Raw genomic sequence first — 18,339 nt, 5'->3', positions numbered from 1 at the left:
AAAGACGGACAGTGAACGAATAGGTCACTGAGGGTGCGGCCCGCGCGGGAGCCCGGCGGGCCCACCGGGCCTGACGGTCGTCTCGGCGTTACGCCTTGGCATCCGTCGCACTCGGCACCGCGGCAGGCTCGCCGGAGCCATGGTCCGTGTGGTGGTCGGCGGCGAGAGGCTCCTGCCGCGGGATGAAGGAGGCGATGGACAGCGCGAGCAGCGCGGCCGCGCAGCCGACGACCATGACGGTGCGGAAGCCGTTCTCCGAGGGCAGTGAAACCGGCCCCAACGTGATGGTCATGTGGGCCAGCACCACGCCGGTGACCGCGCTCGAAGTCGACGTACCGATCGCACGCATCAATGTGTTGAGGCTGTTGGCCGCCGCGGTCTCGGTCACGGGCACCGCGCCCATGACGAGGGCGGGCATGGCGCCGTAGGCCAGGCCGACACCGGCACCGATGACACACGAGATGACCACGAGCTGCCATATCTGGGACATCATCACGGTGTTGAGGGCGTAGCCCACCGCCACCGTCAGGGCGCCGAGCATGAGCGTCACCTTCGGTCCCCGGGCCCGGGAGATCCTGGCGGACACCGGCGCCACGGCCATCATCACCAGCCCCTGAGGTGCAAGCACCAGGCCGGAGACGAGCAGGGACTTGCCCAGACCGTAGCCGGTGGCCGCGGGCAGCTGCAGCAACTGCGGGATGACCAGGGACATCGCGAACATCGAGAAACCGAACGACAGGGACGCGAGGTTGGTGAGCAGCACCTGTCGGCGCGCCGCTACCCGGAGGTCGACGAGGGCATGGCTCGTGCGGAGCTGGTAGACGCCCCAGACAAGCAGAAGGACGACTCCGACGGCGAACGAACCGAGCGTCGTACCGCTGCCCCAGCCCCAGTCGGCGCCCTTCGACACCGCGAGCAGCAGGGACACCAGGGCGGTCGAGAGCCCGAGTGCGCCGACGAGGTCGAAACGGCCTCCCGTGCGCGCGGGGGACTCCGGAACCATGATCAGTACGAGAATGGTGGCGACGGCACCGAAGACTGTGGAGACCCAGAACAGGGCGTGCCAGTCCAGGTTGTCGGCGATGAGGGCGGAGGCCGGCAGACCGAGGGCGCCGCCCACGCCCAGGGAGGCGCTCATCACCGCTGTGGCGGAGGGGAGCCTCTCGGCCGGGAGCTCGTCACGCATGATGCTGATGCCCAGCGGGATCACGCCGGCGGAGAGTCCCTGCAGGACACGGCCGATGATCATTGGTTCGAGGGAGCCGGCCAGCGCGCAGGTCACGGAACCGGCTGTCAGCAGCGCCAGGCTCACCAGCAGCAGGCGCCGCTTGCCGTACATGTCGCCGAGACGCCCGACGACGGGAGTCGCGACGGCGGAGGCGAGCAGGGTGGCGGTGACGGCCCAGGCCGTGTCGGAAGCCGATGCGTTCAGCAGCTTGGGGAGCTCCGGAACCAGCGGGATGACCAGGGTCTGCATGAGCGAGACCACGATCCCGGCGAAGGCCAGCACCGCCACGACGGCGTTCGACCGCGGCGCGACAGTACTCCCGGCGTCGGCGGACTGAGCAGGGGTGTCGGACATGGAGCAGGCCTCCGTCTGAGCAGGCGCGGGCTGAGGTTCTCGACTTTTAATTAACCTCGGTGATTTAATTTAGCCAGAGAGGCATCCTGCGGTCAAGCGGCACCGGCGCCCACCCGCAGGGTGCTGTCGAGCCCTGTGACGACAAGAAGGGGCTGATCGGCGCAGGAAGAGCACGGAGCCCCGGAGCGTGAGGAACATGGCCGGCAGAACGGTACGGGCGGAGAAGGTGGAGGCGACCCGCGAGGCGATCCTGACCGCCGCGGAGCAGCTTTTCGCCGAGCATGGCGTGCACGCCGTCTCCAACCGTCAGATCGGCGTCGCGGCGGGGCAGGGCAATACGGCGGCAGTGAACTACCACTTCGGCACCAAGACCGAACTGGTACGCGCCATCGCCCGCAAACACGCCGAACAGATCGAAGAGATCCGCAGTCGGCTGATCGGACACTCACAAGGCTCCATCGAGCTCCGGGACTTGGTGAGCTGCCTTGTCCGTCCCGTCACCGAGCATCTGGAGACCTTGGGCAGCCCGACCTGGTACGCCCGCTTCAATGCGCAGTTGCTCGCGGACCCGGCGCTCTACCAGATCGCGGCCGACGAAGCGTTCGTGTCCCCGTCACTGCAGCGGTTGGTGACCGGCCTGAAGAGTTGTCTGCCGGGCCTGCCGCCCGCCGTCATCACCAACCGAGGCATCATGGCGCGGCACCTGATCATCCAGATGTGCGTTGAACGTGAACGTGCCCTCGCCGACGGGACTCCTCTGTCCTGGCCCACCTGGCACGACATGACCGTTGGTCTGACCGATGCCATCGTCGGCCTGTGGGCCGCGCCCGCCACATGAAGGCGAAAGGGCAGCTGTCGGATCGAAAAAGGGGCGCGCACCTCGCTCTGATGCGAAGTACGCGCCCCGGGGTCCCGTCAGCAGCTACGCAGCCCTACCAGCCGCTTCGTGAAGGACGGCTGCGTGCCCTCCGGGACGACTAGGACGAAGTGCCGTCGGCCACCTGACCGAGCAGCCGGTCGACCAGGTCCGTGGGAAGCACGCCCCCCGTCATGAGGACCAACCGGTTCAGGGGCAGGGACTCGACCATGCGCAGGATCGTCGGATCGCTGGCCATCGAGGTCCTCGTCTCACTCAGCGCCTTCCGGAAGAGCGGGCCCCCGACCGGGTGGCCGACCCACTCCCCCACCGTGGAGTCCCCGGTGAGCGGGGCCGACAGCGCCGGAGCCGCGAGGGACACGACGGTGGTCAGCCGCAGGTCACGCGAGGACGCGCCGACGGACAGGTCGAAGTCACCGCTTTCCAGCACCCACTGACGCAGATGGGGGCTGTAGAAGGAGAAGTCCCGCGCGTGCAGCGTGAACCGGACGGGGACCGACTCGCCGGGCTGCAGCAGCACCTTGGCGAACGCCTTGAGTTCCCGAACCGGCCGGTCGACCGATGCCTCTTGATCACCGACGTAGACCTGCACCACTTCCTTGCCGGCCCGTGAGCCGGTGTTGGTCACGGTGACCTCCACGAGCACGGCCGTATCGGCGCCCTCACCCGCCACCGACGCCCGCAGGCCGGAGTAGGCGAAGCTGGTGTAGGACAGACCGTGCCCGAAGGGGTATCCGACCTCCGTCTCCCGCGCGTCGTAGTGGCGGTATCCGACGTAGAGGCGCTCGCCGTAGGAAACGGAGCTGTCCGAGCCGGGGAAGTCGAGGTAGGCGGGGGTGTCCTGGATCCGTACCGGAATGGTCTCGGCGAGCCGTCCGCCGGGGTTCGCTTCGCCGAAGAGCAGGTCCGCCACAGCACCACCGCCCGCCTGGCCGCTCAGCCACACCTCGAGGACCGCGCGGGCGTGCCCGTCCCAGGTGGAGGTACGGAGCACACCGCCGTTGCAGAGCACGACCACCACGTTGGGATTGACCTCGGCGACCGCTTCGAGAACACGGACCTGGGACTGGGGCAGGTCGATGTCGGCACGGTCGAATCCCTCCGACTCCTCTCCCTCGGGCAGGCCCAGGAACAGCACCGCCACATCCGCGGCCCGGGCGTCGGACACCGCCACGGACAGCAGAACCGCGTCCTCGTCCTCCTGCCCGGTCAGCGAGAACCCGGGCGAGAACGTCATCTTCACGTCGTCACCCGCCACCGCGCCGAGGGCGTCGAGGGCGTTGTCCACACGAGCCGCGTTCACCTTGGAGCTTCCGGCGCCCTGGAACCGCGGGGTGCGTGCGAACTCGCCGATGACCGCCAGCGTCATGGTCGCGCCCGGAGCGAGAGGCAGGATCGCCCCTTCGTTCTTCAGCAGCACCGCCGACTCGACGGCAGCGGTCCGGGCCAGCATGTGGTGCGCCTCCAGATCCGCGTCCGGTCGGTCCTCGCCGGCTGCGACTCGCTGGGCCAGCCGGAGCACACGGCCTACCGCCCGGTCGAGTACGGCCTCCTCCAGCTCCCCCTGTTCCACCGCGTGCACGAGCCGCGCCGTGGTCGCGTCATTGCTGCCGGGCATCTGCAGGTCGAGCCCGGCCGACACCGCGGCCAACGGGTCGACGACCGCTCCCCAGTCGGACACCACGAGACCGTCGAAGCCCCATTCACCGCGCAGCACCTCGGTCAGCAGCCATGGGTTCTCCGCGGCGTGCACTCCGTTGATGCGGTTGTAGGCGGCCATCACGGTCCACGGCTGCGCGTTCTTCACCGCGTATTCGAAGCCGGCCAGATAGATCTCACGGAGGGTGCGCTCATCGACTTCGGCGCTCACCCTCATCCGGTCCGTCTCCTGGTTATTGGCCGCGAAGTGCTTGAGCGACGCCCCGACCCCACGACTCTGGATCCCTCGGACCAGGGCCGCGGCCAGACGTCCGGTCAACGCCGGATCCTCTGAGAGGTACTCGAAGTTGCGGCCGCACAGCGGCGAGCGCTTGATGTTCATGCCCGGCCCCAGAAGCACGCCCACACCGGCGGCCCGGCTCTCGTCACCGAGCGCCTCGCCGACCCGGAAGAGCAGTTCCTCGTCCCAGGACGAGCCGAGCGCGGCCGCGGTGGGGAAGCACGTGGCTGGCAGACTCGCCTCGAAACTGAACTCCCTGGCCTCGGGCCGGATCCGCCGCACGCCGTGGGGACCGTCGGTCAGCAGCACGGAGGCCACGGCCGCGTGCTCGATAGCCGCGGTCTCCCAGCCTCCGTGGCCGGACAGCAGGGACGCCTTCTCCTGCAACGTGAGTGCGGCGATGGTGGCGGACAGGTCGGTGTGCGCTTGCACGTGGTACTTCCTTCCGATCAGTCGTTTCGTGGTTCCAGGCACACTCCAGGCTCACCGGAACGGGGGCCCGGAGTGCACCGGCGGTCAGGGCCGTCCCCGGCGTGCGGTCTCACCGAGCCAGTACAGGCTCGCCTTGGGCAGGCGGACGAAGGTCTCCCGGTCGACGGCTATGAGGCCGAAGGTCGGGCGCCAGTGGCCCCACTCGAAGTTGTCCAGCGCGCTCCAGTGGAGGTAACCGCGGACATCGATCCCGTCGTCGATCGCAGCGAACAGATGCTGGAGAGCTGTGTCGGTGTAGGCGATGCGCCTGTTGTCGTCCGCGGTGGCGATGCCGTTCTCGGTCACGAGGACGGGAACCCCGCCCGTCGTCTCCCAGGCGTGCCGTACGGCTATGCCCAGCGCGTCGGGCCGATAGGCGTTCCCCGTCAGCGTGGTGTCCGGCCCCTGCGGGTGCGGCACCACGCCGTTGGCGTCGACGGCCTGGCTGGAGTAGGCCTGGACACCGATGAAGTCGTCCTCCCGCGCATACTCCAGATAGAGGTCCTCACGGACGTAGCGCACCTCACGCAGCTTGGCCTCGTTACCGGGCGTCGCGGTCAGGGCCTGACAGGAGACCGTCCAGCCCACGGCGGCATCGGTGTTTCCCTTGAGGATTGCTCTGGCGGCCTGATGGGCCTCGCCCAGCAAACGGCCGACCTCCGGGTCGGGGTCGGGCAGGGCCGGGACACCGTGCTCGCCTTCGACCGTGGGGGTGGGCCACTCCCCCGACTGGACGGCACGGCTCATGTGCACCATATGAGCCAGCATGTTCGGCTCGTTGATCGTGCAGACCCAGGGAACGTCTTGGAGGATCCCCGTCACCCTGCGCACGTATGCGAGGTAGCGCGAGACTCCCTGGGACCCCAGCCAGCCGCCCTCCTCCGCGAACCACCGCGGGTGGGTGAAGTGGTGCAGGGTCACCACAGGCGTCAGACCGTACTCGAGGGCCGTGTCGATCATCCCCCGGTAGTGCGCCAGTTCCGCCGTCGAGAAGTGCCCGGGAGCGGGTTCGATCCGTGCCCACTCGACTCCGAAGCGGTAGGCGTTCAGCCCAGCCCCGGCGAGCAGCCGCATGTCCTCCTCGTAGCGGTGGTAACTGTCGAGGGCGTCGCCGCTGCGCTCCACACGGGCCACGTTCTGCTCCCGCACCCACCAGTCGCTGTTGACGTTGTTTCCCTCCACCTGGTGGGGGGAGGTGGAGGCTCCCCAGAGGAACGCGTCCGGGTTATGGCTCATTGGCTCTGCGCCTCGTCTCGAAGGTGGGCGGACTGCGGCGATGACGACAACACTATGTTACTGATGCGCGTCACTGACGCGCATCAGTAGTTAAACTCCGTTCTCTCGACACCTACAAGTCGCTCGAATATCACGACTGGGTAACGGCGCCGGGATGTCTGCACCAGCCGGTACCGCACAGAATGACGCGCGTCCGTGACGGTGCGGCACCGCACGTATCATCTTGTGAGCTGCCCTGAGGTACGGCGGACAGACGGTTGAGCTCTCGCCGCGGTCTCCATCGGAGAACACTCGCGGCCCGGACGGTGCGGGGATCATGACACGCTCTCTGAAGCGGACCACCAGTGCCGACGTCGCGCGCGAGGCCGGCGTCTCACGTACGACCGTGAGCTACGTTCTCAACAACAGACCGGGGCAGGTCATCCCGGAAGAGACACGGCGACGCGTCATGGATGCCGCAGAGCGGCTGCACTACCGCCCCCACGCCGGCGCACGCGCACTGGCGGCCGGCCACACCGACGTGGTTCTCCTGTCCCTCGCCGATCTGCCCATGGGCCCCAGCCTCGGCCGATACGTCGAGGAATTGGCCGGCGCGCTGGCCGAGCACGGCCTCACCCTCGTCACCCACCTGATGAGTACACACGGCAGGACCCTCACCGACGTGTGCGCGGCGGTGGGAGCTTCCGCAGTGCTCGGTTTCCGCTCGTTCGACGAGCAGACCGTCCAGGCTCTGCACAGCGCGGGGGCAGTCGTCGTACTTCCGACAACCGGACAGTCCTCCACGATGACCATGCTGGGACACGCCCAGGCAGCGCACCTCATCGAGCGAGGACACCGCCGCATCGGCTACCTGTCGCCCGTGGAACACACGTTCGCAAGCATGGCCGAGGACCGTCTGCACGGGGTGGCCGACGCCTGCGCCCGAACGGGCCTCACCCCTCCCGACAGTCGTGTCGCCGCCATGGAGATCGATCCGCTCTCCCGACTGGCAGCGAGATGGGTCGAGCAGGGCATCACGGCGGTCTGCTCGTACAACGACGAGTACGCCATCGGCCTGCTCGCGGCCATGCAGCGGATCGGCCTGAACGCACCCGGCGACCTCGCGGTCGTAGGCGCCGACGACATCCCCGTGGCCCGCTTCGCGCAGCCCGCACTGTCCACGGTCTACGTCGACCTGCACGAGGCGGGCAGACAGCGCGCGGAGGCCGTGGCAGCCGGCCTGCATCACCGGAAGTTCGACGAGATGCTGCCGGTCAGCAGCGTACGTCTGGTGGTGAGGGACTCCAGCTGAGCCGACCGCAGCGGCACCCGGACCCACCACACTGCCCGATCCGGCCGAAGGGGCCGAAACGACTCGGTGCAACGAGGTTCTGTACGAGCCGGAACGACGGACGCCAGCACTTCGGCCGAGCCCGGCGTCGGGAGCAGGTCGCGGTCGCTCCGGCCGGTCCGTGGCCCGCGCGCCGGATGCCACTGATCCGCGAGCACCGGAGACGCCTCTACACAGCAGACATGCCGGCAGCCGCATTGGCCCTTGAGCGCCCGGCCCCTCATGGCCCGCGCCGCGGACCCGATCGGTCCCGGTGAGCCGTCGCAGTGCGCCACTCGCGGCGCCGGCATCGGTCACAACGTGGCCCGCTGCCACGTCTGCAGCAGTGCGACCACCGTGACCGCATGAATCCGCCGCAGCATGAAGAAGCCCGCCACGGCCCATGAGCCGACGGCTCTGAAGGTCTCCTCCATTGGCGTCTGGAGACGCCTCGCGCCCGCCCCTTCCGGCCTACCCGTCGTCCCGCCGGACACGCGAACACGACCTTGGCCAAGACGGACAACGCGCACGAAGGCTATGAGCTGAACCCCCTGGCCAGGACACTCCGACAGCACTCGCGCGCCCCGGCGCCGCCCGGCAACCAGCAGTCGGCATCATCCCTGACGCTCAGGCAGTCGACCGGGCTAGCACAGTGCTGTGCTCCGCCCTCCGACGGGCCGGTTATCGATTTGTTACATCCAGGTGTCTTGCTGGCGCAGACCGTGTCCTGTTTCCTGCTGATGCGCGTCAGTGACGCGCATCAGCAACTCAACGTCACCACCGATGTCGGCACACGCCGCACGACATGAGAAGCCCCAAAACCAGCCTCCGTCGAGAACCCAGCAGGGATTCGGGAGGCGAAGCCGACCGCTCCAGCGGACGAGGTATCGGCGCGGACTACGACGCAGCCGCAACCACCCATCGTTTCGCGCCACTTGAAACCCTCACCGACGGGCCGACGGCTCGGCCCCCCCTCTCGCCGAAGAGCTGTTACGGCCAACTGGGGGCAACCCGCCGAGCACTGCCCATCACGACGTCAGCCCGTCCACCACGTCCCTGATCACCCTCCGAAAGGGCAGTCCATGTCCGCCACCGAAGAATCCACGGTCACGCCGGTGAAAGCCGACGTCAGCCGATTCACCCCGCGCCAGGCACTCACGCTCGTCGCCCTGCTGTGGACCACCGCGCTCACCGCCATCACGGGGTTGCTCGCCGGCAACGCCCAGGCGGACATCGCGATCCACTTCCACACCACACAGATCGCCTGGTTCACCCAGGGTCCCCAGCTGATCAGCGTCTTCCTGACGCCGTTCATCATGAAGTTCGCCACTGTCCACGGCAAGAAGCGGATGATCGTCATCATCACGATCGCCGGGCTGGTCGGCGATGTGATCGCGGCCTCCGCGACGAACTACGACATGCTGCTGGTGGGACGCGTGCTGGCCGGCGCCTACGTCCCGACCGCCGCCCTCTGTTTCTCGATGGTCCGGGACGTCTTCCCGCCACGTGTGGTCGGCACCGCGAGCGGTGTGCTCGCCGCCAGCGCGGGCCTGGTCGGCCTGGGTGGCCCGTTCCTGTCCGCCTGGCTGATCGACGACCACGGCTTCCGCGCAGCGCTGTGGTTCATCGCCGCCTCCACCGCCGGGTGCCTGGCGCTTCTGCTGCTGTGCGTCCCGGAGAGCCCCGTGCGCGAGGCCGGCCACCGCATCGACTACATCGGCGGCCTGCTGCTCGGAGGCGGGCTGACGGTCGCCGTGTACACCATCGGCGAGGGCTCGCAGTGGGGGTGGACGAGCGGCAAGGCTCTCGGGGGATTCGCCATCGGTCTTGTGGCGCTCATCGTCTTCTTCTTCTACGAGGCACGGGTGGCCCAGCCGCTGATTCCCCTGGCCATGATCAAGCGGGACCGCTTGTGGAGTGTCGTCCTCGCGACCTCGATCACGGCGGGTTCGGTCTACGCGGTGGGCACGGCGATCCAGCTGCTGGCCCTGATGCCCGCCATCCCGCACGTCTCTGACGGACTCGGGTGGTCGGTCACGAAGAACGCCGTGGTCGGTGCGCCGCTGAGCGCGTTGGTCATCATCTTCGCGATCCTCACCGGCAAGCTCGCCAAGAAGTTCGACACCAGGATCCTACTGGCCATCGGTGGCGTCCTCGCCGTGTCTGCCTACGTCTTCGCCTCCCAAGTGCACGACTCCGTAGGGGCCTTCCTGGTTCTCGGTCTGCTCAGCGGGCCGGGCATGGGCCTGATCGTGGCCGCCATGCCGATCATGATCATCCAGTTCGTGACACCGGAGGAGCAGGCCCTGGCCAACGGCTCGCAGTGGCTGGTGCAGGGTGTGATGCAGGTCGTGATCACCCAGCTCGTCTTCTCGGTCATGACCCAGCACGGCACCGTCGCCCAAGGGACGCAGTTCTACTCCAACGCCAGCTACAGCAGCGCCTTCTGGCTGGTGGCCGGGACCTGCCTGGTCGGCACGCTGCTGGTGGCCGCCATCCCCAAGGCTCGTCGGATCGACACGGTCGAGGCAGGCCAGGCCGCCTGACCACTTCCCGCTCCCCGCAATCCCAGTACGGTCGAACGGCAGAGCCGTTCGACCGTACTGCGGTTCACCCGGACGACCCACGCAAGATCGCCGTTCTCACCGAGCACTTCGGGGTGGCGTCGATTCCGCCCGATGGTCAGCAGCCGACCTGTTACCCGGTCGCGTCATGGCCCGCCTGCCCCATGGCCGGGCACTTCCCGCTGGATTCCGTGGAGGTCGGCAATGAGTTGCCTGCCCGGGGGTTCCAAGAGGAACCGACCGCGGGCTACGGCTTCGGCGAACTGTCCGACGCCGTCGGCCTGGGGCTTGAGGTCGCCCCTCGCTACCCGGTGGAGGGGGGCGCACTCGCACCCTGGCTGTGGGGTCGGCCGCTCTGCTGCCCCGCTGCGGGCCGGCCTTGGCATCCGCACAGTCCCGGTCGCCGTTCCCGAGCACCGCAGAACAGGCTTGCCAGGACGAGCCGGCCTCCCTGCGGCTCGCCCCTCTGGTCGCCGCCGACCGGCAATGATCACACGAAGCCTGCGAAGCCGACCCGTGCGATCCTGAACGCATCAGCCGCCACGGGTCACTTCACTCGTGCGTGGCATCCGGGTGACCTGCCGAGGTCATTCTCGGCAGGAGGGAGTGCCGGAACTGCTGGGGCGGCCGCCGCTTGATGCCGCACAGGTTGAGTACCGCGCGAGCGAGGAGTTCGCCGGGGCCTCCGAACTCGCCGCGGTACAGGTCCATGGCCCTCGACTCGTGCTCGTCCACCGCAGTCGGCGAGGATGTGGCGTCCATCGCCATCGCCATCTCTACACGCCGCTTCAACAGGGCGATGACATCACGGTCGAGTCGGTCCAGTTCGACGACCAGGTCGGTCCGGTCGCCGGCGGATGATGAGAACGGCATCTCACCCTTCCTTACTTGATTCGCGCGAGAACTCCGGCCCGCGAGACCGGCCGCCACGGTCCGAGTGCTGAGCGGCGTCGTACGCGAGCGACCGTCGTGCGGTGAACGGTCACGATGCGCCGCTCAGTTCGTACAACTTGCGCCACTCGTGCTTGGAGCGGACGGTGGTGTCCACGTCGGGCGACAGGGCACGCAGTGCACCGACGGTGGCCGCGGGGCGGGAGATGTGCTGGAACGGATCGAGCCCGAAGAACCGGCAGGTGTTCTGCCAGAGGATCTTGTGCATCTCGTCGTCGCCGACGCCGGCGCCGTTCAGTTCGTTCAGCACGAACTCGGGCGCGTTGGGCCAGATCGAGTCCGAGTGCGGGTAGTCGCACTCCCATGCGATGTTGTCGATGCCGATCTCGTGGCGGACCTTGAGCGCCGTGGGATCGGTGACATAACAGGCGAGTGAGTGATCACGGAATGTCTCACTGGGCAACTTCCCGCCGAAGTCGTGACGGAGCCACCGCTGGTTGGTGTAGTGGCGGTCGCACCGGTCCAGGTAGAACGGGATCCAGCCGATCCCGGCCTCCGACCAGGCGATCTTGAGGTCGGGGTACTTGTGCATGGCCCCGCCCCACAGCAGGTCCTGGGCGGCGAAGGTCGACACCTGGGTGGCCAGGATGATCATGTTGTCGATCGGCGCGTCGGGGGCGCTGTTGATGGCCGCGAAGCCCATCCCGATGTGCAGGCACATCACGATGCCCAGCTCGGACACGGTCTCGAAGAACGGGCCCCAGTATTCGAGGTCGTGGTAGCTGGGCAGTCCCTGGAGGTGCGGCAGCTCCGGCATGGTGACGGCCCTGGCGCCCTTGGCCGCAACCCGCCGCAGTTCCTGGACCAGGTCCTGCGGATCCCACACCGGCATGATGGCGCACGGGATGAACCGGCCCGGGTAGGCCGCGCACCACTCGTCGATGTGCCAGTCGTTGTAGGCCTTCAGCATGACGAGCGAGAGATCCTTGTCCTTCGCCTGCTGAAAGAACTTGGCGCTGAAGCCGGCGAACGACGGGAAGCACATCGACGCCAGGATCCCGTTGCGGTTCATGTCGCGGACCCGCTGGTGGACGTCGTAGCAGGCGGGGCGCATCTCCGCGAAGGTCGAGGGATTGAGGCCCCATTCCTCGTTCGGCCATCCCACTACGGCGTTGAGGCCGACGGTGCCCATGGCGTTCCCCTGGAACCACCACTTCTCGAAGCCGTTCTCGTCGACGATGCTCTTCGGCGCCAGGTCCCGGTATTTCTCCGGCACGTGGTTGCGGAACATGTCCGGGGGTTCGACCACATGGTCGTCGATGCTCACCAAGATCATGTCTTGGAGGTTCATGCCGAATCCTTCCTACGCGGATCCTTCTCGATCGTGGATCCTTCTCGATGGGGCGGCACAGCCGGACCGGCCGGCAGGAGTCACCAACTGCTGGTCTCGGGGATCACCTTCGAACCGATGACCTCCAGTTGCGCTGCGGAGCGGATGCCGGGCACGGCGCCGTACACCGTGCTGAACCCGAGGTCGTGCAGGCGGCGCAACTCCTGCAGCAGCCGGTCCGTGCCCTGGGGGCCTTCCGCGTCCAGAGGCCACAGGGCGGTCTTCTCGATCTCCGTGTGGTCTCTTCCCACTTCCTCGCATCGCTCGCGAAGCCGCGTGATCTTCTGGCCCGCTTCCGGGCCGCCCCACACGTTCATCGCGTCGGCGTACTTCGCAGCCAGTTTGAGCGTCCTCAGTTCGCCACCACCGCCGACGACGATCCGCGGGCGTGGGTCGGAGACGGGCCGCGGCACGCTGAGCGTGCTGCCCAACCGGTAGTGCTGATCCTCGAAGGCCGCGTCACTGCCGCTCCACATCTGCAGGCAGATCCGGAGTGTCTCCTCAAGCCGCTCGTAGCGGCCGTCGTGGCCGTCGAAGGGAAGTCCGAGCCCCGTCGCCTCCTGCTCGTTCCACCCCGTACCGATGCCCAGCAGGGCGCGGCCGCCGGAGAGGACGTCCAGGGTCGTGACGGTCTTGCCGAGCAGACCGGGTGCGCGGTAGGTCGCGGCCGTGACGAGCGCCTGTAGTTCGATGGTCGAGGTGTGCCCAGCGAGAAAGGCCAACACCGAGTACACCTCCAGCATCGGCTCGTCCTCCTCACCCAGCTGGCTGATCTGCCAGAAGTGGTCGGTCGCGCTCAGCCGGGCGAATCCGACGTCTTCGGCGGTGCGGGCGATGCGGGCGAGCGCCGGACCCATCTCCTTCGGCCTGCCGAGGTGTGTGTAGTCATTCAGGTGCAGGGCCAGTCTCATGCGGCGCTCCGTACGGCTCGTCCCAGCGCGATACCAGATTTTTTATATCAATGAGAGCATTTGTCTCGCTGCGCGGCGTGGCAGGACCGCATCAGCGCACCAGAGCCTTACTGCCCGGGTACGTCGCCCGCGGGAGTCCGAGCACATGCTGGGCGACGATGTTCTTGAACACCTCGATCGTTCCGCCGTAGGTGGCCGTGCCCTGGGCCCAGCGGTGGGCGAAGTCCAGTTCTCCCGCCGCCGGCGCCCCGTCGGCGGAGTACGCCAGCAGCGCCTCGGGACCCACCAGGTCCACGAGTTCGGCCACGCCTTCGATGAGCGTGAGCGACCCTTTGATCCGGCCCATGGGGCCGGGGGTGACGACGGCGGCCTCCAACTCGACGATCTGCCGCCCCAGCCGATCCAGGAATGCGGGATCGTCGGCGACCGGTGTGCCGTCCGGACGCACCGACCGCCTCGCCCAGCCGATCGTGGCTTCAAGCGCACGCTCGAACTCCCAGAGGAACACCCGGCCCTGGCACACATCCGAGAGACCGTCCGTCTCCCTTCCCGCGCCGTGTTCCGCGTCGAGCGGCCCGCGCAGCACACCCCACCCCTCGTTCACTTCGCCCAGGCGGTAGCGGTCGGGCACCCGGACGTCCGTGTAGTAGACGGCGTTGGTCCGCTCACCCCCGTAGGTTCGGATCGCCTGTATCTCCACGCCCGGCAGGGCCAACGGGACGAGGAACATGGTGAGGCCCTTGTGCTTGGGCGCGCTCGCGTCGGTGCGGGTGACGAGGAAGGTGTACTGGCAGTTGTGCGCGCCCGTGGTGAACATCTTCGCGCCGTTGAGAATCCAGTCCTCGCCCTCCCTGACGGCACGCAGGTACGTGGCGGCGATGTCCGAACCGCCCTCCGGGTCGCTGTAGCCGAGGCAGAAGCGGACGCCGCCCGCCGCCACCCCGGGTTTGAGTTCAGCTGCCAGGGCGGGTTCCGCGAACCGGGCGACGGCCGCCCACACCAGTGCGGTGGTGCTCAGTGTGACGTGCGGGACCCGGTACCGCTCCAGCTCCAGTGCGAGGATGCGACGGCGGACCGGGTCCAGGCCGGCGCCTCCCTCCTCGGTCGGCCAGGAGGGGAACAGCCAGCCCCGGGCACCGAGGGCCCGATGCACCTCCTCGTGAAACCCGTCGCCGGTGGACCGCTCGTGCTCGTGCACCCCAGGGATCATGACCTCGTCGAGGAAGTCACGGACCTCCTCCAGGAACGCCGACTGCTCGGGCGCGAGCTCGACGGTGCTGAAGTCCATCGTCCTGCCCTCTCTCGGAGTTTCAGACCACGCGCAACCGGGCGGACGCGATCCTCTTTCGGTCCTCGCCGGGATCGCCGCCGAGTGCGCTCCAGCCCTTGGCGCGGAGGAAGAACAGACTGATGTCCGCCTCGACGGTGAACCCCAGCCCGCCCTGCACATGCACCGAGACGCGGGTCGCGTCGGTGGCGGTGCGTGCGGCGCAGTCGAAGGCGGCCAAGGGGAGTTCCGGCCGCGACGCGGGCTCGTACTCGGCGAACCAGGCAGCCTTCCACACCAGATTGCGTGCACCGGCCACCGCCGTGGCCACGTCGGCGAGCGGAAAGGACACACCCTGAAGGCTGCCGATCGGAACCCCCAGCGTGCGCCGGGTCTTGGCGAACTCCACCCCCAGGGACAGTGCGGAGTCCGCGATGCCGACCAGAGCCGCGGCGGTGAGCAGCTTCCATTCGGCCACCGCGGTTCCGAACAGGGCGAAGGCTTCAGGTCCGGTGATCAGTTCGACGCGCTTGTCCGCCGCACCGGGGTCCCACCAGGCCAGTGCTGTCGAACCCTGGTTCCGCAGGTGCGTACCCGGGCGTCCGGCGGAGTACAGAGCCAGTCCCTTCGGAGTCCACGCCACGACGTCCCGGGCGATCGCTCCCTCTGGCAACAACTGCCGCCTGCCGACCGCCGCGGGCTGCAGCGCGAGCGTCACCAACCGCTCACCGCTCGCGGCCGCTGCGAGGACGTCCCCCGGCGCACCGGCGCGGGCCAGGAGTCGTGTGGCCACCGTGTGCGCGACGAGGGGCACAGGCGCGACTGTCCGTCCCTGTTCCTCGGCGACCAGCGCCAGGTCAACGAGCGTCGCACCGTGACCGCCGACGGTCTCGGGCAGCGCCATGGCGGCCGCTCCCATGTCGAGCAGCCGTCGCCACAGGCCCGTGTCGAAGCCGAGCGGTTCCGCTTCACGGACCACCGAAGGGCGGCACTCCTTGCGGAAGAAGTCGCCGAACGCCTCCCGCACCGCCAGTTGTTCGGCGTTCAGAGAGAAGTCCTGACGCCGAAGCTCAAAACCTTCCATGTTCTTAAATATGTCATCGGATTTGCTCACGCCGCAACCCGCCGGACACGGGTTGCCCCAGCATCACTCGACACTTCCCCACATCCAACGAACCGCGGAGCGGGGCGCGATCACAAGGTGACGGCCTCGCATGGGCCACCCGCGTCAGCCCGCGACTTGACCTTGACCAGACGGGAATCCCACGACTAACATCCATGAGACTTTTAGAAACATGGAATCTTCTGTGGATCCTCGGGAGCCGGTCGAAGGGCTGGATCGGATGGGCATGACTGACTGGGACCATGTCACCGACTTCCTGGTGGTCGGCAGCGGCGGCGGACTGGTCGGCGCACTACGGGCTGCCGCTCTCGGCCGGCAGGCCCTCGTCGTCGAGAAATCCGAGTTCATCGGCGGTTCGACCGGCATGTCCGGCGGCGTGCTGTGGATCCCGGCCAATCCCCTGCTGCCCCGCGCCGGCATGGCGGACTCGGCTGAACAGGCCCTCGCCTACCTCGCCGACGTCGTGGGAGAACCCGAGGCCGGATCCACGCTCGCACGACGCCGCGCCTACGTGTCCTCGGGCTGCGACATGGTGGAGTTCCTCCGGCGGGAGGGTGTGGCGTTCCGTCACTGCGACGGCTACAGCGACTACTACGCGGGGGTCAGGGGTGTCGACGGAGGTATGGCCAGGGGACGTTCCCTGGAGTGCACGGCCTACGACGCGAACCGCCTCGGTCCGTGGCAGCGGTTCCTGCGGCCGTCCGCGGCAGGCGATCTGGCGTTGTTCACAGCCGAGGTCGCCACCATCGTGCTGTTGCGGCGCAGCCGGAGGGCTCTGGCGACAGCGGTCCGGGTCGCGGCGCGCACGGCAGGCGGGCGGCTGCGCCGACAGAAGCTGGTGACCAACGGAGCATCCCTGATCGGCCAGATCCTGGAGCCTCTGATAGAGCGCAACGTACCGGTATGGACCGAGTCCGCCTTCGAGGACCTCATCGTCGAAGACGGTCAGGTGACCGGAGCTCTGGTGCACAGGAGGGGCCGCACACTCCGGGTACGCGCCCGCGACGGAGTACTCCTCGCGGCAGGCGGATTCGCACGGAACAAGGAGATGCGCGAAAAGTTCTCGCGGCAGCCCAACGACGGGACATGGACCTCCGCCAACCCCGGTGACACCGGGGATGCCGTCCGGGCCGCAATGCGGCACGGTGCGGCGACGGCGACGTTGGACGAGGCGATCTGGATCCCCACCGTCATCATGCCGGACAGCAGACCCGCACTGTTCAACGGTGAGCGCGGCAAACCCGGCGCCATCATCGTCGATGCGAAGGGACGCCGGTACTTCAACGAGTCGGTCGCCTACATGGAGGCCGGCCGGCTCATGTACCGACATCACGAAGAGACCGGGGCCGGCGTGCCGTCGTGGCTGGTGATCGACTCCCGGCACCGGTCGCGATACATGTTCGCCGGTTCGATGCCCGGTCGCACACCCGAAGAGTGGCTGCTCAGCGGCTTCCTGAAACGCGGCGAGACGCTGGAGGACCTCGCGACGGCGTGCGGACTGCCGAGCGCCGAACTGACGGCGACGGTCGCGCGGTTCAACCGGTTCGCCGCAGCCGGCGTCGACGAGGACTTCCAGCGCGGCGAGGGCGCCCACGAGTGCTACCAGGGGGACTTCACCCATCGGCCGAATCCGTGCCTGGGGCCGATCGACAAGCCGCCCTTCTTCGCAGTGCCGATCTACCCCGGCGACGTGGGAACGGTCGGTGGCATGGTCTGCGACGAGCGCGCCCGGGTCCTCGACATCGACGGCCACCCCATCCCGGGTCTCTACGCAGCGGGCAACTGCACGGCGAGCGTGATGGGGCGGACGTACCCGGGAGCAGGCGCGAGCATCGGCAACTCGGCCGTCTTCTCCTACATCGCCGCGAACGACTCCGCGTCGCAGACCTCTGGGGGCACCCATGGCTGACCTGCTCGTCGAAAAGCACGGCCACACCACCGTGTTCACCATCAACCGTCCCGAGCGCATGAACTCCCTCGGCGGGACGGTCATGGCCGACCTCGTGGCCGGACTGGCGGAGTTCCAGAGGGATCCCGACCAGTACGTCGCCGTCATCACCGGGGCCGGCGACAAGGCCTTCAGCGCCGGGGCCGACCTGAAGGAGATGGCCGCACGGACCGAAGGGGGCTCCGCGGTGCCGGTCTCCCGTGATCCCGACATCGCCGGACTGGCCGCGTGCGAGAAGGTCACGATCGCGGCGGTGAACGGGCTGGCGGTCGCCGCAGGCCTGGAGATCAGCATCAGCTGCGACATCCGCATCGCCTCGGAGAACGCCTGGTTCGGCGCGTTCGAGGTGGAGCACGGCTTTCTCGCCGGTGTCGCCGTGAACATACTGCCCCGGCTCCTCCCCATCGGGACAGTCATGGACATGCTACTCACGGGCGGGCGGCTGACCGCGGAGGAGGCACAGCGGCTGGGCTTCGTGCAACAGATGGTCCCCCGGGAGAAGCTGCTGGAGACCGCCCTGAAGAAGGCCGAGATGGTCGCGCGCAAGTCCCAGGTCGCGGTCTGGGGGACCAAGCAGGCGATCAAGTTCTGGCGGGACGCCCTGCTGGCGGAACAACAGCGCCACTACGAGGCCGTGGCACACCGCGTTCTGCTCGCCGGTGACCTGCTGGAGGGCCCGCACGCGTTCGCCGAGAAACGGGAACCGAAGTTCCGCAATCAATGGCCGAGCGTGTACGACGGCCGTTGAGCCGGGGCGCCGAAATCTGTGGACTGCGCGGCGGAGCGGGTCACCGGCCCAGGTGTACATCGGCGACCGCGTGTCCGTGACCT

General features: G+C 68.2%; 14 protein-coding genes. 6 read left to right on the top strand and 8 right to left on the bottom strand.

Features of this window, described 5'->3' with window-relative positions; all coding sequences use genetic code 11:
• Positions 1-88: 88 nt before the first annotated feature.
• On the bottom strand, positions 89-1,582 hold the full coding sequence (locus IEZ11_RS09610; protein ID WP_189262189.1) for an MFS transporter: 1,494 nt from the start codon (positions 1,580-1,582) through the stop codon (positions 89-91).
• A gap of 196 nt (positions 1,583-1,778) precedes the next feature.
• Between IEZ11_RS09610 and IEZ11_RS09605 the strand changes: the two genes are divergently transcribed.
• Positions 1,779-2,420, top strand: coding sequence for a TetR/AcrR family transcriptional regulator (locus IEZ11_RS09605; RefSeq protein WP_189262188.1), 642 nt, complete (start codon positions 1,779-1,781; stop codon positions 2,418-2,420).
• A 139-nt stretch (positions 2,421-2,559) separates the two neighbouring features.
• Here IEZ11_RS09605 and IEZ11_RS09600 read toward each other — a convergent pair whose 3' ends face one another.
• Both IEZ11_RS09600 and IEZ11_RS09595 read right to left on the bottom strand, forming a co-directional pair.
• Positions 2,560-4,830, bottom strand: a complete 2,271-nt coding sequence (locus IEZ11_RS09600; RefSeq protein ID WP_229712916.1) for a glycoside hydrolase family 3 C-terminal domain-containing protein — start codon at positions 4,828-4,830, stop codon at positions 2,560-2,562.
• Positions 4,831-4,914: 84 nt separating this feature from the next.
• Entirely contained in the window at positions 4,915-6,105 is a 1,191-nt protein-coding gene (locus IEZ11_RS09595) for a family 1 glycosylhydrolase (protein WP_189262187.1), read from the bottom strand.
• Positions 6,106-6,421: 316 nt separating this feature from the next.
• Between IEZ11_RS09595 and IEZ11_RS09590 the strand changes: the two genes are divergently transcribed.
• The 3 genes from IEZ11_RS09590 (at position 6,422) to IEZ11_RS09580 (ending at position 9,960) form a co-directional block, all read left to right on the top strand.
• Entirely contained in the window at positions 6,422-7,396 is a 975-nt protein-coding gene (locus IEZ11_RS09590; RefSeq protein ID WP_189262186.1) for a LacI family DNA-binding transcriptional regulator, read from the top strand.
• A 524-nt stretch (positions 7,397-7,920) separates the two neighbouring features.
• Positions 7,921-8,223: a hypothetical protein gene (locus IEZ11_RS09585; protein ID WP_189262185.1), complete on the top strand. Its 303-nt coding sequence runs from the start codon at positions 7,921-7,923 to the stop codon at positions 8,221-8,223.
• Between the two features lie 273 nt (positions 8,224-8,496).
• Complete coding sequence (locus tag IEZ11_RS09580) at positions 8,497-9,960, top strand: MFS transporter (protein WP_189262184.1); 1,464 nt, start codon at positions 8,497-8,499, stop codon at positions 9,958-9,960.
• 570 nt (positions 9,961-10,530) lie between these two features.
• On the opposite strand, the gene IEZ11_RS09575 is transcribed toward IEZ11_RS09580, so the two are convergent.
• From IEZ11_RS09575 to IEZ11_RS09555, 5 genes are all read right to left on the bottom strand, one after another.
• Positions 10,531-10,851: a chorismate mutase family protein gene (locus IEZ11_RS09575; RefSeq protein WP_189262183.1), complete on the bottom strand. Its 321-nt coding sequence runs from the start codon at positions 10,849-10,851 to the stop codon at positions 10,531-10,533.
• A gap of 109 nt (positions 10,852-10,960) precedes the next feature.
• Positions 10,961-12,220: an amidohydrolase family protein gene (locus IEZ11_RS09570; protein WP_189262182.1), complete on the bottom strand. Its 1,260-nt coding sequence runs from the start codon at positions 12,218-12,220 to the stop codon at positions 10,961-10,963.
• Positions 12,221-12,300: 80 nt separating this feature from the next.
• Positions 12,301-13,170: a TIGR03560 family F420-dependent LLM class oxidoreductase gene (locus tag IEZ11_RS09565; RefSeq protein WP_189262181.1), complete on the bottom strand. Its 870-nt coding sequence runs from the start codon at positions 13,168-13,170 to the stop codon at positions 12,301-12,303.
• Positions 13,171-13,261: 91 nt separating this feature from the next.
• Complete coding sequence (locus tag IEZ11_RS09560) at positions 13,262-14,458, bottom strand: acyl-CoA dehydrogenase family protein (protein WP_189262180.1); 1,197 nt, start codon at positions 14,456-14,458, stop codon at positions 13,262-13,264.
• Between the two features lie 22 nt (positions 14,459-14,480).
• Positions 14,481-15,551, bottom strand: coding sequence for an acyl-CoA dehydrogenase family protein (locus IEZ11_RS09555; protein ID WP_229712915.1), 1,071 nt, complete (start codon positions 15,549-15,551; stop codon positions 14,481-14,483).
• Between the two features lie 235 nt (positions 15,552-15,786).
• Here IEZ11_RS09555 and IEZ11_RS09550 point away from each other — a divergent pair, with 235 nt between their 5' ends.
• A complete protein-coding gene (locus IEZ11_RS09550; RefSeq protein WP_189262179.1) occupies positions 15,787-17,469 on the top strand; it encodes an FAD-binding protein in 1,683 nt (560 codons plus the stop codon).
• Positions 17,462-18,256 carry an enoyl-CoA hydratase/isomerase family protein gene (locus tag IEZ11_RS09545; RefSeq protein ID WP_189262178.1) on the top strand — a complete coding sequence of 265 codons (795 nt, stop codon included), beginning with the start codon at positions 17,462-17,464 and terminating at the stop codon, positions 18,254-18,256. Before IEZ11_RS09550 ends, IEZ11_RS09545 begins: the two co-directional genes overlap by 8 nt.
• Positions 18,257-18,339 lie beyond the last annotated feature (83 nt).

Origin of the sequence: Streptomyces fuscichromogenes (genome assembly GCF_014645815.1) — a bacterium.
Lineage (GTDB): Bacteria > Actinomycetota > Actinomycetes > Streptomycetales > Streptomycetaceae > Streptomyces > Streptomyces fuscichromogenes.
Note: the sequence above shows the minus strand (reverse complement) of the source record. Positions and strands in the feature narration are given on the sequence as shown.

Coding starts and splice junctions, on each gene's coding strand:
- IEZ11_RS09610 (WP_189262189.1), bottom strand. CDS start 1,582: ATGTCCGACACCCCTGCTCAGTCCGCCGACGCCGGGAGTACTGTCGCG.
- IEZ11_RS09605 (WP_189262188.1), top strand. CDS start 1,779: ATGGCCGGCAGAACGGTACGGGCGGAGAAGGTGGAGGCGACCCGCGAG.
- IEZ11_RS09595 (WP_189262187.1), bottom strand. CDS start 6,105: ATGAGCCATAACCCGGACGCGTTCCTCTGGGGAGCCTCCACCTCCCCC.
- IEZ11_RS09590 (WP_189262186.1), top strand. CDS start 6,422: ATGACACGCTCTCTGAAGCGGACCACCAGTGCCGACGTCGCGCGCGAG.
- IEZ11_RS09580 (WP_189262184.1), top strand. CDS start 8,497: ATGTCCGCCACCGAAGAATCCACGGTCACGCCGGTGAAAGCCGACGTC.
- IEZ11_RS09575 (WP_189262183.1), bottom strand. CDS start 10,851: ATGCCGTTCTCATCATCCGCCGGCGACCGGACCGACCTGGTCGTCGAA.
- IEZ11_RS09570 (WP_189262182.1), bottom strand. CDS start 12,220: ATGAACCTCCAAGACATGATCTTGGTGAGCATCGACGACCATGTGGTC.
- IEZ11_RS09565 (WP_189262181.1), bottom strand. CDS start 13,170: ATGAGACTGGCCCTGCACCTGAATGACTACACACACCTCGGCAGGCCG.
- IEZ11_RS09560 (WP_189262180.1), bottom strand. CDS start 14,458: ATGGACTTCAGCACCGTCGAGCTCGCGCCCGAGCAGTCGGCGTTCCTG.
- IEZ11_RS09550 (WP_189262179.1), top strand. CDS start 15,787: ATGACTGACTGGGACCATGTCACCGACTTCCTGGTGGTCGGCAGCGGC.
- IEZ11_RS09545 (WP_189262178.1), top strand. CDS start 17,462: ATGGCTGACCTGCTCGTCGAAAAGCACGGCCACACCACCGTGTTCACC.